General features: G+C 39.5%; 20 protein-coding genes. 12 read left to right on the top strand and 8 right to left on the bottom strand.

The window, feature by feature from the left end:
- Positions 1–66: 66 nt before the first annotated feature.
- Positions 67–750 (bottom strand): potassium channel family protein, encoded by a 684-nt coding sequence (locus QR721_RS05320; protein WP_348029418.1) that lies wholly within the window; start codon positions 748–750, stop codon positions 67–69.
- Between the two features lie 165 nt (positions 751–915).
- On the opposite strand from QR721_RS05320, the gene QR721_RS05315 reads away from it, so the two are divergent.
- A complete protein-coding gene (locus QR721_RS05315) occupies positions 916–1,740 on the top strand; it encodes a mechanosensitive ion channel family protein (protein ID WP_348029417.1) in 825 nt (274 codons plus the stop codon).
- 8 nt (positions 1,741–1,748) lie between these two features.
- Here the strand turns inward: QR721_RS05315 and cbpB are convergent, their stop codons facing one another.
- Complete coding sequence (gene cbpB, locus QR721_RS05310) at positions 1,749–2,210, bottom strand: cyclic-di-AMP-binding protein CbpB (protein ID WP_348029416.1); 462 nt, start codon at positions 2,208–2,210, stop codon at positions 1,749–1,751.
- A 209-nt stretch (positions 2,211–2,419) separates the two neighbouring features.
- Here cbpB and QR721_RS05305 point away from each other — a divergent pair, with 209 nt between their 5' ends.
- On the top strand, positions 2,420–3,277 hold the full coding sequence (locus QR721_RS05305; RefSeq protein ID WP_348029415.1) for a metallophosphoesterase: 858 nt from the start codon (positions 2,420–2,422) through the stop codon (positions 3,275–3,277).
- Between the two features lie 104 nt (positions 3,278–3,381).
- On the top strand, positions 3,382–3,849 hold the full coding sequence (locus QR721_RS05300; RefSeq protein ID WP_431189516.1) for a YkyB family protein: 468 nt from the start codon (positions 3,382–3,384) through the stop codon (positions 3,847–3,849).
- A 13-nt stretch (positions 3,850–3,862) separates the two neighbouring features.
- On the opposite strand, the gene QR721_RS05295 is transcribed toward QR721_RS05300, so the two are convergent.
- Positions 3,863–4,207, bottom strand: a complete 345-nt coding sequence (locus QR721_RS05295; protein WP_348029414.1) for a hypothetical protein — start codon at positions 4,205–4,207, stop codon at positions 3,863–3,865.
- An 86-nt stretch (positions 4,208–4,293) separates the two neighbouring features.
- Positions 4,294–4,476: an aspartyl-phosphate phosphatase Spo0E family protein gene (locus QR721_RS05290; protein WP_348029413.1), complete on the bottom strand. Its 183-nt coding sequence runs from the start codon at positions 4,474–4,476 to the stop codon at positions 4,294–4,296.
- A 543-nt stretch (positions 4,477–5,019) separates the two neighbouring features.
- Between QR721_RS05290 and QR721_RS13880 the strand changes: the two genes are divergently transcribed.
- Entirely contained in the window at positions 5,020–5,091 is a 72-nt protein-coding gene (locus QR721_RS13880; protein WP_431189533.1) for a YjcZ family sporulation protein, read from the top strand.
- A 41-nt stretch (positions 5,092–5,132) separates the two neighbouring features.
- On the opposite strand, the gene QR721_RS05280 is transcribed toward QR721_RS13880, so the two are convergent.
- The 4 genes from QR721_RS05280 to QR721_RS05265 form a co-directional block, all read right to left on the bottom strand.
- Positions 5,133–6,503: a TrkH family potassium uptake protein gene (locus QR721_RS05280; protein ID WP_348029411.1), complete on the bottom strand. Its 1,371-nt coding sequence runs from the start codon at positions 6,501–6,503 to the stop codon at positions 5,133–5,135.
- 104 nt (positions 6,504–6,607) lie between these two features.
- On the bottom strand, positions 6,608–7,015 hold the full coding sequence (locus QR721_RS05275; protein ID WP_348029410.1) for a YwpF family protein: 408 nt from the start codon (positions 7,013–7,015) through the stop codon (positions 6,608–6,610).
- A gap of 22 nt (positions 7,016–7,037) precedes the next feature.
- Entirely contained in the window at positions 7,038–8,057 is a 1,020-nt protein-coding gene (moaA, locus tag QR721_RS05270; RefSeq protein ID WP_348029409.1) for a GTP 3',8-cyclase MoaA, read from the bottom strand.
- A 16-nt stretch (positions 8,058–8,073) separates the two neighbouring features.
- Positions 8,074–9,342, bottom strand: coding sequence for a molybdopterin molybdotransferase MoeA (locus QR721_RS05265; protein WP_348029408.1), 1,269 nt, complete (start codon positions 9,340–9,342; stop codon positions 8,074–8,076).
- A 198-nt stretch (positions 9,343–9,540) separates the two neighbouring features.
- Between QR721_RS05265 and QR721_RS05260 the strand changes: the two genes are divergently transcribed.
- The 8 genes from QR721_RS05260 (at position 9,541) to QR721_RS05225 (ending at position 16,142) form a co-directional block, all read left to right on the top strand.
- The gene (locus tag QR721_RS05260) at positions 9,541–9,813 is read left to right on the top strand and encodes a hypothetical protein (RefSeq protein ID WP_348029407.1); all 273 of its coding nucleotides are present in this window, start codon (positions 9,541–9,543) and stop codon (positions 9,811–9,813) included.
- Between the two features lie 118 nt (positions 9,814–9,931).
- Positions 9,932–10,366: a YhcN/YlaJ family sporulation lipoprotein gene (locus QR721_RS05255; protein WP_348029406.1), complete on the top strand. Its 435-nt coding sequence runs from the start codon at positions 9,932–9,934 to the stop codon at positions 10,364–10,366.
- A gap of 44 nt (positions 10,367–10,410) precedes the next feature.
- Entirely contained in the window at positions 10,411–10,854 is a 444-nt protein-coding gene (gene spoVAC / locus QR721_RS05250; protein ID WP_431189532.1) for a stage V sporulation protein AC, read from the top strand.
- A complete protein-coding gene (gene spoVAD / locus QR721_RS05245; RefSeq protein WP_348029404.1) occupies positions 10,855–11,871 on the top strand; it encodes a stage V sporulation protein AD in 1,017 nt (338 codons plus the stop codon).
- Entirely contained in the window at positions 11,868–12,221 is a 354-nt protein-coding gene (gene spoVAE, locus QR721_RS05240) for a stage V sporulation protein AE (protein ID WP_348029403.1), read from the top strand. The genes spoVAD and spoVAE overlap by 4 nt, the downstream gene beginning before the upstream one ends.
- Positions 12,222–12,327: 106 nt before the next feature.
- Positions 12,328–13,806, top strand: a complete 1,479-nt coding sequence (locus QR721_RS05235; protein ID WP_348029402.1) for a spore germination protein — start codon at positions 12,328–12,330, stop codon at positions 13,804–13,806.
- Between the two features lie 10 nt (positions 13,807–13,816).
- Positions 13,817–14,914, top strand: coding sequence for a GerAB/ArcD/ProY family transporter (locus QR721_RS05230; protein ID WP_348029401.1), 1,098 nt, complete (start codon positions 13,817–13,819; stop codon positions 14,912–14,914).
- Positions 14,904–16,142, top strand: a complete 1,239-nt coding sequence (locus tag QR721_RS05225; protein WP_348029400.1) for a Ger(x)C family spore germination protein — start codon at positions 14,904–14,906, stop codon at positions 16,140–16,142. The genes QR721_RS05230 and QR721_RS05225 overlap by 11 nt, the downstream gene beginning before the upstream one ends.
- Positions 16,143–16,302: the final 160 nt, after the last annotated feature.

The raw sequence follows: 16,302 nt of genomic DNA, 5'->3' as shown, positions 1-16,302 counted from the left end.
TTTGTAAATAGCGAAAAACCTGTCCCAAATTAATTTGGGACAGGTTTTTATTGGAATAGAATTGAATTATAGATCTTCGTCATCATCATCATCTACGACAAGATGGCGTTCAAAGCGAGAAATATCATTGTCTGCTCCTATTACAATTAAAATGTCACTCTTCTGCAAAGCATCATCAGCGCTTGGTGAAACGTTGATCTCCTTGCCTCGCTTAATAGCAACAACGTTACAACCGTAATTGGCACGAATATCAAGATCGACAAGCGTTTTGCCAAGCATCCTTTCCCCCACTTTAACTTCAACAATACTGTGTTCATCAGATAGCTCTAAATAATCAAGGATGTTGTTGGAGATAATATTATGGGCAATTCTCTTACCCATATCCCGCTCCGGATGAACAACCTGATCTGCCCCTATCTTTTTGAGGATTTTCTCATGATAGTCATTCTGTGCTTTTACTGTGATTTTTTTAATACCAAGATCTGTTAAAATGACAGTCGTCAGAATACTCGCTTGAATATTGTCGCCAATGGCCACTATAACATGGTCTATATTTTTTATACCAAGCTCTTTCAGTGCCGCTTCATCAGTTGAGTCAGCGATTACTGCATAAGATGCAAAGTTCTTGAACTCATTCACTTTATCTTCATCTACATCAATAGCAAGCACATCCATGCCTTCCATGCTTAATTCCCGGCAAATGCTTCCTCCGAAACGGCCAAGCCCAATTACGGCAAATTCGCGCTTCATCCTTTTTCCTCCATTGCAGCTCATTTGGTTTTCTCATTCTAACATAATGGGCTTACAGTTGCGAGAAGTATCGTCATCGTAAAATCATCTGTCTTTCTTGATTTTCCATACGACTTATTGTTAATGTAGTTTTAGCACATTTTTCGACAACGAGAGGAGCTCAAAATGCAAAAATTATTCAAACAACTGACAAAAAATGACGATAGCTGGGTTGCAGTATTTCTTTCTAATTCCCTTATAATTGTTGTATTAATTGTTCTTTTCCTTATATTACTGCCTGTTGGGAAGAAAATTATTAGTAAAGTCCTTACGAAAACCGGTAATTCAAAGAAAATTAAGCCAGGCAGGATTAAAACACTCGAGAAGCTTTTAAGCAATGTCTATTTCTATATTCTTTTCTTTATCCTTATCATAATGATATTCGATGTACTTAAAATTCCAATTGGACCACTGCTTGCTGGTGCTGGTGTCGTAGGTCTAGCAATAGGTTTTGGAGCCCAAGGGATTGTAAGTGATGTTGTAACAGGTTTCTTCATACTGCTTGAATGGCAGTTGGAAATCGATGACTACGTAACAATCGGTTCCGTAGATGGTATTGTAGAAGAAGTAGGATTAAGAACGACTAAAATTCGTTCATTTGATGGGACACTGAACTACATTCCGAACCGAAATATTACAAATGTTGCCAACCATTCGCGCGGGAATATGCGGGCTCTTGTCGACTTTACTGTGCCTCGTGACAAAGAAATCGACCGTGCTCTTGCAATCCTTGAAGATGTATGCGCACACTTCAGAAATGACATACGTTTCACAGACGGCCCTCATCTGCTCGGAGTCCAAAATCTCGATGCTTCAAACGCAGTGTTACGCATTGTTGGACAAACCGCCAGCGGCCAGCAATTCCAATGTGAAAGAGACATCCGGAAACAAATTCAGCTTGCCTTTGAAAAAGAACAGCAACAATCCAAAGACCAAAATGAAGAAGGATAATGCCCAAATTAGGCATTATCCTTCTTTTCTGCTATTGCTTCATAAAACGCACGGTTGACACGTTTTAGTATCGCTCTTCTCGTAAGTATACCTTCAAAGTACCCTTCTTCATCCTGAATACAAACAAATGGATGGTCGATAACAAGTTTAAGCCCTTTCATGAAAGAATCTTCTTTACTTAGATTCGGCAATTCCTCATCCATAATCTCTTGCACTTTTATCTCAGAGAGTCTTTCCATTTCAAAACGCTCAAGACCCATTACTTGATTCAAAATCATTGTCTTGCTGATCAGGCCAGCCAGTTTATATGAAGTATCCAGCACAGGAACAGCAGAGTATCCGGATTTGACCAGGACGAGCAAAGCATGTTCCAAAGGATTATTCAGTTGGACATGGGCCACCTTTTCTCCGGGAATCATCAGCTCACCAACTTTTGGTGCCTGTGAGAGCTGATCGTGAATCATGGTCATTTGTTCCGCCCCTTTTGGTAAATCTTCTATTTCTTTATACGCTCTTTATATTATGAGCACATTTACAGTTTAGCATAAAGACCGGAATTTATCCCAATTCAAAATGAGGATTTCATTACTTTTTATAATGCTTCTAACGTGATGTATGTAACCGCTTTTCGTGTTATACTCATAGAATAGTATTATTGGTTTATAGAAAGGTTGGCACGATGAACAGAAGAACTTTTCTGAAAAAGACATTTGGCAGTTTACTTGCTTTTGCAGGGGCTTCTGGTGGTACATATTATTATGCACGCGATATTGAGCCGGCTATGCTTGCAATTCGTCGGGAAACCATTTCATCTGGCAGACTGCCAGCCCAATTCGACAACTATCGCATTGTTCAATTTTCAGATACGCATATTGGATTTCAATATACAGTGAAACAGCTGCGACAATTGGCAATAGAAGTAAACGAACTGCAACCAGATCTTATTGTATTTACTGGTGACCTTGTTGATCGTCCTGACCTTTATAACTGGAATGATCAGTTGATTGATGCGCTTCGTACCTTTGATGCAAAAGATAAATTATGGATCTACGGCAATCATGACCATGGCGGGAATGGTACTACTATATTGAAAAATCTGATGAACAAGGCTGGGTTTACCCTCCTGTTGAATGAACACCAGATAATCAATAGAGGAAATGCAGCAATCACGATAGCAGGCATAGATGATATGAGCCTTGGCCGTCCAGATATTGATGCAGCGCTCCACAACGCTCCTTCAGAGCACTTCACCATTCTACTCTCGCATGCACCGGATTTCGCTGATATAGCAAGATCATATCCTGTAGATTTGCAGCTTTCGGGACACAGCCATGGAGGACAGATTCGTTTACCTTTCCTTGGAAGCCTTTATACACCTTCCTATGCGACCAAGTACATCCGAGGAAAATACGATTTCAATGATCGCAGCCGTAACTTGGATCTTTATGTGAATAGTGGCATTGGCACAACCCGTCTCCCATACAGATTTCTTTGCAAGCCTGAAGTCCATTGCTATACGCTTAGCAACAAAGTTTGACCATAAGCCGCTGTCGATATTATAAGTGGCGGCTTAGTTCTTATTGCAAACACTGATAATTTGGTATAGGCTTGTCCTAGCCTGAAATCGGGAGGTAACCAGATTTGATTTCTACGGAAGAATTGGCAAAAGCGCTCTACACGATCAACCGCCATGCGAAGACAGCTCCAGAACCGCAACATCTCTACTATTTAAAGAAATCCGCAATTGAAAAACTGCTTAAAGAAAACAAAGCGAAAAAAATTGGACTTCATTTTTCAGAAAATCCAAAAATGAGTAGTCAGCATTCTACTCTGCTTATAAAAGTTGCCCAGTATTACTTCCATATACCGCCAACCAAGGAGGATTTCAAAAAACTGAAGCACCTTGGAGAGCAAGACCAGAACTATCGGAATCCCCAAACGAAAATGCCTCTTTCGGAAGCGAAGCGAATTATTTCCAAATATATTGGATTGCAACCGAAACGGAATGACGCTTCTGTACAAACTTCAACATACTCCAGCTATACGCCTTCTTCTCTTGGCAAACTCGATTGGCGGAACGGCACTCCAAATTATCGTACAAAAAGATAAAAGGCAGTCAGGTTTATTGACCTGACTGCCTTCCTTTATAATAATTAGCTGCCTGTGCTCTCCTCCCTGTTCGTCCTCCGATTAAACGAATGAGACCAAGAGCAAGACCAAAACATGCGAAATATTGTAGTGGCAAACGAATATCGAACCTCTGGACAAGATTCGGAGCTACTAGCATACATGAATACAAAACACCAACACAAAAAGACCCGCTCGCCAAATAGGCAAGGAGACGCGTTGCACCGGCCTGCACAATCCACTTAGCTAGTGGAAGCAAAAGTATGTATATAAAAGTGAATAAAAAAAGGCACAAAATCATTGGCCATAATACTTCTATTTCAAATGAGAAAACATCCATGTGAAAACCTCCCAATCCATATGTGAGAGTAGTTTCACCAATAATTTCCTCATTTAAACATCCTTTTTATTACCTTGATCAATTGTTCAAGGCTTTTCCAAAGAATACCAACCTGTATCTTCCAGTCTTCGATATTCATTCAATAAACAGTCGAGTTCCTGACTAAGTCTAACTGCTTCATCGTCTGAGAATCCTTTCTCAATGGCTATTTCAGTCATCTCATGGCGCAATAGCTCAATCTTCCGTTGCAAATATACTTTGGAATACATACCCGCGCCCCCTTTGCTTTAAGATGCTTCATTGCCGTTCGGAAAGAGGCTACAATAAAAATGTATGTAGTAGCCAAAAATCTTTCAACTGCTTTTTATTGCAGTGCATTTAAATGATAACCCCATTATAGAACGAATGTTCCAAAAAGTAAACTACTATTTAAAACTTTTGACAAATTTTATTAAAAAAACCGGCAAAATGCCGGCTTTCTTAATGTTCCTTATCAAATACACAATACCCGATGTTTAAAGCGAGAATTAAAAAGCAAATTATGCCAAAAGCTGTTTCCCACATTACCTTTAGCCCTCCTCTATAATAAAGCGTTTTCACTTCCATCATATCAACAATTTTCAAAAAAATGAAGTACCGGCGACTTTGACCCAATTCTTATTTTGAATATGGGCTATTGACCAGACAATTAACAGCCCTTCTCATACATTATAGTGTACTACAAAACAACGGAGGTGCTGTATATGTTCTTTGGTGGAAATTGTGGTTGTGGATATACTCAGGTTGAAAGCTATCCTGCTTGTGGTGGCGGTATCGGCAACTTCGCTTTGATCGTTGTATTGTTCATTCTTCTGATCATTGTCGGAGCGGCCTACTACTGCTAAACAAAAAGGTTCCCGTCTAAGTGATGGGAACCTTTTTTTTGTTATCCAATAATCATTCTTTCTTTCGGATACTGGAATTTTTCATTCTCTTTACGGTCATTTTTGAACATGAATAGGAACGTGACAACTCCTACACGTCCGACAAACATGAGGAACATGAGTACAAGCTTGCTGAAAGTACTGAGATCAGGGGTAATACCTAATGACAGTCCGACTGTACCGAAGGCCGATGTCACATCAAATAGTATCTGCATCATTGAAAACGGCTCAATGCTCATAAGAATAATTAGTGATACGAAAACAAATGCAAGTGCCATCAGAGTAACTGTAACAGCTTTCTGCAAGTCTTCTTCAAAAATAGTCCTTTTAAAAAGCCTGATACTGCGTCCTCCTCGAGCATATGTAATGATAAAAATCACAACAAGCGCGAAAGTAGTTGTTCGAATTCCACCGCCTGCACTACTCGGTGATGCACCAATAAACATAAGGAAGGACATGAAAAGCTGGTTTTCTTGAGACAACTGAGAAACATCCATCGTATTAAGACCTGCACTTCTCGTTGTTACAGACTGAAATAAGGCATAAAACAAACTTTCATGCCAAGACTTCCCTTTGAAAAACTGATTGGCATCCAACAAATAAATTCCGATTGCTCCTGCAACAATTAAACTGAAAAAAGTAATCGATGTAACCTTTGCAAACAGACTAAATCGAAAATGACGTCTTGAATCATTTCGGGAAAAAATAAAGGTTTTCAATTCAATCAATACAGGAAAACCAATTGCTCCAAAAATGATAAGAATCATTGTAACGAACTGAACAAAATAGTCATGCGCAAATGGCTGCAAAGAACTACCATTTAAATCAAACCCGCCATTTGTAATTGCGCTAATAGTAGCGAAAAGTCCGTGATAATATGCGGTACCCGGATCTGGATAATACTTGAGAAAATATGTACCAAGAATAAGAAAGCCCAGAAACTCAATCGTAAGCAGCACAATTACAATCTGCTCAATTAGCTTAACTGCTCCTTCGAACTTCGTCTGATTTTGATCCGTCATAATCAGCCTGCGTTCTTTTAAGCCAATTTTCTTACCAAGAAAAAGCCAAATAAACGTTCCAAGCGCCATGACTCCTACCGCTCCAAGCTGCAAAATAATCATAAGTATGAATACACCTGGAACACTCAGAGTATCTCCGATAGAAATTGTGCTAAGACCGGTTACACTTAGTGCACTGACAGCAGTAAACATGATGTCAATGAATGCGACATGCACACCCTCTTTGTAAGCAAAAGGTAGAGAGAGCAATATAGTCGAAAAAATAACTGCTGCCAAATAAAATAATAGCAGCAGACGTACTGGTGAAAGTGCATTTTTCCACTGATAAAAGGGACGACGCTGTTTAATCATTCCAAAACTCCTTGCAATCTGCTTTCGTCAGACAGTCTGCTTAAAATAGCCGACTTTGAAACTTAAGATACGCCGTTTCCGGATAAAAAGCAAGGGCTCTTTGTTTAAATAGAAGATTTTAGTTTTTCAAGCAATTGATCTCCCTGATAACCTTGGTCAATCAGCTCTTTCAGTTTCTTTTCTATTCTCTCCTTGCGTTCATCAACAATTTTCCCTCGAAACAAAACATTTATTTCTTTTCCCAACTCGTTCATGCCAATGATCTCAGCAATCATAGTTGCCGGCTCATTATGTTCACTCGTAATTTTGACCTCTATCATTACTTTTCCCTGTTCCTTTAAGTTTATGAAGTAGGAATTATAATCTTTATCAATATAAGCTTCAACTATCCAACCATGATTTTCGTCTTCCCTATTGATAATGAGACCGTCAATCAGTTCAATATCCACACGGTTAAGCTCATTAGATGCTTCTTCAAGAATAGCGAGTGATTTCAAATAAAAAGTTTTCATTCATTTCTTCCTTTATATGATTTTAACCGCCAATATAAGACATTTCTATTTTCTTTCGCGGCTGTTCCAGACTGCTGCGTTCATCAGAATAACGGTCCGTCCGTCTCCCCCAGAGAGCAGCAAGATCATCTTCAAGTTCTTCTCCTGCCAGGCCGCTGCGGATTTTAGATTTGATATCATATCCTTCCGAAGCGAATAAACAAGTATATAATTTGCCGTCTGCTGAAAGTCTAATCCTTGTACAAGTACCACAAAAAGAATCGGTTACCGAAGAAATGACACCGACTTCTCCTCCACCATCTTTATAACGGAAACGTGAAGCGACTTCTCCATAATAATTTCGTTCAGCAGGTTCAAGCGGAAGCTCTTCATTGATTTTGTCTACAATTTCTTTTTTGGATACAACATTTTTCATATCCCAACCATTATGATTTCCGACATCCATGAATTCAATAAAACGAAGAATCACATTCTTACCATGAAAATAACGAGCCATCGGAAGAATTTGATTCTCATTCATGCCTTTTTTGACAACCATATTCACTTTGACATCAAGCCCAGCATCAATTGCCGCGTCAATCCCCTTTAACACAGGCTTCGCGACGACACCTCTTCCGTTAATTTCCTTAAAAACATTATCATCAATCGCGTCGAGACTAATATTAACACGCTGAAGTCCTGCTTCTTTAAGTTCTTTAGCACGTTTCACTAGCAATATGCCATTCGTTGTCAACGCAATATCTTCTATACCTTCTATTGCAGTGAGACTAGCAACCAATTTTCCCAAATCCTTGCGTAATAACGGCTCACCACCGGTCAATCTCAACTTCGTTACGCCAAGTTTGGCAAATCCTGATGCCAAATCAGAAATTTCTTCAAAGCTGAGTAATTCCTCTTCAGGAAGAAAAGCATAGTCATCACCAAATATTTCTTTCGGCATGCAATACGTACAGCGTAAATTGCATTTATCTATAACAGAAATGCGCAAATCTCTAAGCGTTCTGCCGAATCGATCTGTCACATGCTTTTGATTTGCAGTCATTTTTATCATCCTTTATCTATATTTGAAACTCTGCTTGTCCCCTTGTCTCTTCAAGCAGAAGCACCTGCACTAAATCTCCTACCTTGAATCCGCGTGTTCCCCCTGGAAGTACCATTAAAGCATTTGTATTACCAAGAGAGCTGACTGCGTTCGATTTATCCAAGCCTGCAAGATGTACTTCTAGTCCATCAGGTCCGTACTCAATATTGGAACGGACGAAACGAGTAAACGGATTCGGCTTTGGAAAATCCTCTTTTAGCACTGCTTTCGCCTTTATATGATAGCAACTGTTGTTAAAAAGAGCTTTTTGGATAATTGGCCGTGCAAAAAGTTCAAATCCCACATAGCAAGCCGACGGATTTCCTGACAAACCAAACAAAAATTTACCATCTTTCACAGCAACAGTTGTTACACTTCCAGGACGCATACCAATTTTATTGAACAGCACTTCTGCACCGAGTCTCTTATAAATCTCAGGCATTAAATCAAAATCGCCAACAGAAACTCCGCCTGTTGTGATTACCATATCTGTCTCATGAAATGCTTGTTCAATCATTTTGTAGCTTGATTCCAATTCATCTTGAAGCTTCCCATAATATTTGCAATCGGCTCCTGCGCGCTTAGCCTGAGCACCGACCATATAACCATTTGAATTGCGAATTTTTCCTGGCTGAAGCGGTTCATCAATATCAAGTAGTTCCGTTCCGGTTGCAATGATGGCGACGAGCGGCTTCTTAGCCACTTTCACTTCATTGTAGCCAAATGTAGCAAGCAGCGCTTCAACTCCAGGATTTACATAGGCACCTTTTTCGGCAAGTATGGCACCTTCATCCAGCTCAGAGCCTGCTGTCATAATGTTTTGTCCCGCTTCCATCCTACGCTTCATTTCCATATATTGCTTTCCGTTTTCTTGGAAATCCTTGCATACTTCTAGCATAGCAACACAATCGGCTCCTTCAGGAATCATCGCACCTGTCATAATACGGGTTGCTTGTCCAGATTCAAGAGTAATTGTTGGTAATTCACCTGCCCCGATTCTTTCCATCACTTCAAAACAAATTGGGTTCTCTTTTGAAGCATCCTTTGTATCAGAAGCTTTGAATGCAAATCCGTCATATGGAGACTTATCAAAAGTAGGTACTTGATTTGTCGCGATAAGCGGCTCTGCAAGACGACGACCCCCAACATCAGAAAAATTCACTAATTCTATTTTTCCCGGTTGTGCATGCAACATCACTTTTTCAACCGCTTCGCATACCGGAATGGGTTTTCTGGCTTGCATCAATTACCAACTCCTTTTCCCTTTTAATCTATACCTCAAACAAACGAATACGTTCCTTGTCTTTAGTGTCATACTAGAGCAATAGCACCTCGTTTTCAAGAAAACAAGTTCTTTATTGATCCCTGTTTAAGCTATTTATCAAGCGGGTATACATTCTCTGCAGAACGATAACAAAAAGAATTAATCAGAGGTGCAAAAATCATGCAGGAAATCGCTTCACATACAATTAAGATCCAGAAAAAACTTATGACAAAGGATCTTCTTGAAATTCATACATTCGCAATTCATCGTGACATTAACATTTTCTTGTATCATCAAGAAGCAATGGCTGATGCTCGGGACCTTCCTAAATTGCTATCATTCTTCATGATCGATCCACATGATGAAGTATTATTAATTATCGAAGGTAATCATGCTGAACAAGTTTATCCAAAACTAATTCCTCTATTTAGTGAATCAAAACAGATTGCTTAATTAGGAAAAATCACGCCGGTTTCAAACCGCGCGTGATTTTTTTATGCCTATAGATGCATAATTCCATGCAACAAATAAAGAATATAAAGAGAAAATCTTAAAGAAAGTGTGATAAGCGATGAAACTAAAAGTTATGTCAGCACTGCTTCTTTTCTCACTAATACTCCTCACCGCTTGCGGCAACGGGGCAACAAAAGCGGATTTGCGAAACAGTGCTCCTGATAAGCCGGATCAAACAATTTCCATCAAAGCAAAAGGAAAACTTTCCGGCTATAAGGAGATTAAAACAGTTCATGCAATTAATAGCTCGGACACTCTGTTTGTCGCTTTCGATGTACACCATCACCATAGCTTCACGGTCGAACAAATTAAAAATCAGGCAAGGAAAGATCTGACGAAAATGTTTCCCGGCAGAAAAATTGAAATTTCTAGTGACACCAAACTGGTTACAGAAACTGCCAAAGCCGAGCAGGAACTGAGAAAGAGCGGCAGCAACATAGATATTAAGCAGAAAATTGAGTGGCTGACAAAGCTTTCACGTAAAAAAACGTAAAGGAATGAACGACTGTGGCAGAAAGCAAGAAACAAACGAAAGAAATCGAAAACTATAAAAAAATACAAGACAAACATGAAGTGAAAAAACCTGTTTTTAAAAATTGTCTTAAAGCCTTTCTGATAGGTGGTATTATTTGTCTTATTGGACAATGCATAACGGCATTTTATATCCATTTCTTCGACTTCACCGAAGAGACAGCTGGAAACCCAACGGTAGCGACACTGATCTTCCTGACCATGCTGGCGACAGGTTTCGGTGTGTATGACAGACTTGCTCAAATTGCTGGAGCGGGAACAGCTGTCCCTGTAACAGGTTTTGGGAATGCGGTTATTAGTTCGGCGATTGAGCATCGGACTGAAGGCTATGTGCTTGGTGTTGGTTCGAATATGCTGAAGCTCGCCGGTCCAGTTATCGTTTATGGTGTGTTCTCTGCGTTTATTATCGGACTGATCAAAGCCATATTTCTTAAGCTGGGAGGAATGTAAATGCTCACTGGAAAACGTACATGGCTTTTCAAAAATAACCCTGTCATTCTCTCTGCAGCAGCTGTAGGAGGACCAGATGAAGCAGCCGGAAACATTGCAGCTGACTTTGACCTCCTTCATGACGACATGTGGCTTGAGCAGGCTTCTTTTGAAAAGGCTCAAACGATGATGATGGAACAAGCATGTGATATTGCCTTGAAGAAAGCTAATATTAATGAAAAAAATGTGAACTTTTTTGTCAGCGGAGATTTGACGAATCAGATTACCCCAACGACTTTCGCGGCAAGAACTTTGGAGATCCCCTATTTTGGACTTTTCAGTGCCTGTGCGCTTACGACAGAGAGCCTTGCGCTATCTGCTTTTTTGATTAACGGACAAGGTGCGGATTATGTGCTCAGCGGCACGTCAAGTCATAACTCTGCGGCCGAGCGTCAGTTCCGCTATCCGACTGAATACGGTGGACAAAAGCCCCCGACTGCCCAGCATACAGTTACCGGTGCAGGTTGCGTGCTTCTAGCCAAACAAGGTAAAGGGCCAAGTGTTACTTCAGCAACCATTGGCAAGGTAATCGATATGGGGATCACAGACCCTTTCAATATGGGCGGTGCAATGGCTCCAGCAGCAGTTGATACGATTGTAACCCACCTAAAAGAACGCAATGTCGACGCTTCCTATTATGATTTAATCGTAACAGGCGATCTAGGAAAAATCGGACATGGCATATCCATGGAATTGTTAGGCAAGCAGGGCATTAAACTGAATGATTCCAATTATAAAGACTGCGGTATGACAATTTATAAAGATGACCAGCAAGTACAAGCTGGAGGAAGTGGACCGGCTTGTGCAGCTGTTACCACTTACGGTCATTTCATGAAAAAAATATTCAGCGGTAAATTGAATCGCGTTCTGCTCGTTGCAACAGGAGCGCTTCACTCCCCTCTTAGCATGAATCAGAATGACTCGATTCCTGTAATTGCACATGCAGTTTCCATTGAGAATGGATGTGAACAAGCATGATATTTCTCTGGGCTTTCATTATCGGAGGTCTAATATGTGTAATCGGGCAAATTATGTTTGATGTGTTCAAAATGACACCTGCCCATACATTAACGACCCTTGTTGTATTGGGTGCTATACTTGATGGTCTTGGCCTGTATGAGCCGCTAATCAGTTTTGCCGGAGCGGGAGCAACTGTTCCAATCACAAGTTTTGGTAATTCACTTGTACACGGAGCGATGGAGGAAATGCAACAGCATGGAATCATCGGTGTACTAACCGGAATCTTTGAAGTAACAAGTGCAGGTATCTCGGCAGCTATTGTCTTTGGTGTTATTGCGGCTCTTATTTTTAAACCAAAAGGAAACTGATTTATGAATCAACCCGAAAAGCGGTGTTTCTCCGTTTTTCGGGTTTTATAATTTCCAACAGTTGGACATGCTAATCTAAGAATGCTCTTTTGAACGGAGGCAGCGCATGTTTCGCAAACCTAACAAGAAAACACAAAACCAAGATCTTAAAGATCAAAAGATACCGAAGAAGCTGGAGCAAACTCGCCAACTCATCAAGAAGCTATTCCACGTTCCTACGAATGCGGATATAGTCATTCGCGACTTGAACATCGGCAGTACGCCGGCCTTCTTGCTGTTTATCAGTTCAATCAGTAATACGAAGTCAATTGAGGACAGTATTATCAAACCTCTATTAAGCATTAATAGCGTAGATAAAAGCATGGGAAATATAATAGACAGTGCTTCCATTACTGAGGTTGAAACGATTCATGATGCTATCCAAAATGTTAATAGAGGCAATACTGTTGTCTTTATCGACGGATCAACAATTGCATATAAATTGGATACTACAAAATTCGAAGCACGTTCAATTGAAAAGCCTGCAAATGAAATTACTCTAACAGGTCCAAAAGAAGGGTTTAACGAAACGGCCTCGACTAATATCAACCTAATTCGAAAAAGGGTGCAAAATGAAAATCTTGTTTTCGAAAACGTTACTATATCTGCTAGAGGAAACAATCAGTTGTTCATCTCATACATCAGCGATATCGCCAACACAGAAACAATAGACAAAATACGAAAAAAAATAAAAAACCTGGACCCCGCACTGCTGCAAAATCTTTCTATTCTTGAAGAATATATAGACGAACATCCTTACTCTCTATTCCCAACATTGCTGCACACTGAGCGTCCGGATAGAGCTGCCGCCTTTCTGAATGATGGACATGTTATTCTTCTTATGGAAGGTACCCCCGCTGTGCTCGTTCTTCCAGCTACGTTCTGGTCGTTCATCCATTCACCTGATGATCAGTATTTAAGATTTATATTTGGGAATTTCATACGTATTCTAAGGGCGATTTCTATTTTTGTAACGATATTCACTTCCGCTATATATGTTGCTGTGACCAACTTCCATTCAAGTATGATACCTCCTGACCTTCTCTTCGCCATTGCTTCCACACGGGAAAAAGTTCCCTTTCCAGCTTTGGTTGAAGTGTTAATAATGGAACTTGCTTTCGAATTAATTCGTGAGGCTGGACTTCGCGTTCCAGCACCGATTGGACCTACAATTGGTATTGTTGGTGCTCTAATTCTTGGCCAGTCGGCTGTTCAGGCGAATATAGTCAGTCCCATTGTAGTAATTGTCGTTGCCTTAAGTGGTCTGAGTTCTTTTGTCGTTGGAGATATTAGTATGAACTTCGCTATACGTTCCACACGTCTTTTATTCATACTTGCAGCGGGGTTATTCGGCATTTTTGGCATGGCGGCTGTCTTCGCAGTCGGAATGTTTTATATGGTTTCAATTAGATCCTTCGGTGTGCCCTACCTTGCTCCGTTCACACCTGTATATGCATCATCAAAAAATGTCTTGTTCCGCAGAAGAATTACCAAAGAGAAGTACCGTCCTGAATATCTGGATCCAAAAGATTTAACGAAGAAATAGAGGGATGCCTGTGAAGCCCACCAATGTAATCGGCCTAAGAGAGTTTGTTTCAATGGGAGCTATTATAGTCGGGTTGAAGCTGACTGACGATACACCCGTTGTATATTATAAAAGTTTAGCCAATTCAGCGTGGATGGCTCCACTCATAAGTGGTGTAATTGTCGGTGTCCTAATTTATTTGACAATGAACACTCTAGATAGGTATGAAGGCCAAAATCTTATAGATGTCATTTATATTGGCTTCGGGAAAATAATTGGTTGGATTGTCGTAATGTATTTGTTTATTTCACTGTATTTAAGCCTAATAATTGACTCAGCTATATATTCTGACCTGATTTCCACGATGTATTTCATTAATACTCCCGTAGTCGCAATCTATGGCTTGATCGTTATCCTTTGCAGTATCGGGGCAATGATGGGAATCGGGGCAATTAGCTCTCTTGCTTGGTCCATAATCGTTTATCTTAAGTTTTTTTTATTCATAGCTTTAGTATTAGCATTTGGGCACGGACAGACGAGCTTTATCTATCCATTATTTGGTTACGGTGAATGGGATGTCATTAAAGAGAGTATAAGCAGTATTTCTTTGTTAGATGAATTTTTCTATTTTTGTATATTTGCTACCTTGCTTCCTACTAAGAAAGATTTCCGCAAAGGTATGTGGATTATGCTCATAATGGTAACTATTGAAATTACCCTCTCCATGATTGCCTTTATAACAGTGTTTGATTATAAGTCGGCACAACTGCTTAATTACCCATGGCATGAAGTTATACGATATATTTCCCTTGGTTTCATTAAGAACGTCGAGTCTTTATTCTTTCCTTTCTGGCTGATTGGACTAATAATTCGATTTTCTTTTTATTTCTATGTTACTGCCTACCTATTGGGAAGGCTTTTTAAGATTAATAAATTCCAGTTAATCGTTCCTATCTTAGCTGTATTAACGGTCTTTATAGGTATGATTCCGGAACAGCCTTCATTTGCCTTACCGGAATTGCGTAAATCCTTTATTAATCTTCTCTCTCTCCCGACAATATCAATTACAATTCTCCTTTGGGGCGTTGTAAAGTTCAAGAAAAGGAGGGAAACTAAGCGTGACAATTAAAAAATGTTTACTGCTTCTGCTCTCCCTTCTTCTACTTACTGGATGCTGGGATAGCCAAGAAATTGAAAAACGTTCTTATATTGTAGGCATTGGCTTGGACAAAGGTGAAAATAATCTGATTAAAGTGACCTATTTATCACCGAATCCTGAGTTCGGTGCACAAATACAGGGTGGTGGCGCTTCAAGTAGCCCGAGAGAGTTCGTTACAATGGAAGCAAATGATTTTGTTTCGTCAAAGAACAGGTTCAGTACAGTAATGGCAAAAACTGTTACGTATGATCAGCTTCAATTCATTATCGTATCTGAAAAATTGGCACGTGATAAAAAATTCATTCGATATATTTATGATGCTCAAAAAGATGTACAAATTCGGCGTGATGTTCAACTAATCGTAACAGATGAAACCCCCGAAAAATATTTTGAGCAAACAAAGCCAAAGATGGAAGCACGTGTTCATAAATATTTTAATTTGATCATTGCTAACATACAACAAACCGGACTTGCTCCCAGACCTTCCGAGCTACTGCAATATTACCGTATAACCGAGTCAGGTTCTGATCTATATCTCAGTCTTTACACAACTATCGAAGAAGACAAGACATTTGATGGTGGAGTTGAAAACAGAATTTTGGCTGGAGAACTTCCTTTTCAAGGAGATACAAATAGAACTGAATTTGGTGGAGCAGCCGTTTTTAAAAACGGAAGAATGATTGAAAAAATAACTGGTGATGAAGTACGTATAGCCAATTTACTTGGAATGGAACCTGCAGCTGAGAATATAATCGCTTCATATCCTGATCCTTTCTCTAAAAAGAACCAACTGGCTGTCAAAATTAATAAAAGTAAAAAAACAAAAGTAAGAATGAATTTAAAAGCAGAGAAACCTATTATCGAGGTCACTGTTTCTCTAATTCTTGAGATATTGTCTGACCACACTCTAACGAGTTATCAAGAGAAGAAAAATCGTGATAAATTAGAGAGATCATTGCAAAACGAAATAAAAAAGGAGTTTCTCACTTTTATAAAGCGTACCCAGAATGAGTTCAAGGCACAACCATTCGGTTGGTCATTGGAAGCCCGTAAAAAGTTCCTTACTCTTCAGCAATATGATGACTATAAATTTTCTAAGAAATATCCTGACATGGAAGTAAGAGTTAATGTAGAAACACGCATTACAGACTATGGAAGACAAAAGAACATTCCAAAGATAAGAGGGATTAATAAATAAATGGGATATATAATTTATCTATTTATGTTCTTTACACTAATATATAGTATTGTAATTTCAATTTATTATTGGAAAAAGGGAGAAAAAATCGGAATCATACCGGTTTTAATTTTCACTATAATGGCTCTAATAGCACCTTTTTTCTCAGTTTTAAAACTAT

Source organism: Aciduricibacillus chroicocephali, from assembly GCF_030762805.1.
GTDB lineage: Bacteria > Bacillota > Bacilli > Bacillales > Amphibacillaceae > Aciduricibacillus > Aciduricibacillus chroicocephali.
The sequence above is the reverse complement of the archived record's forward strand: the minus strand, read 5'-3'. Positions and strand labels throughout refer to the sequence as shown.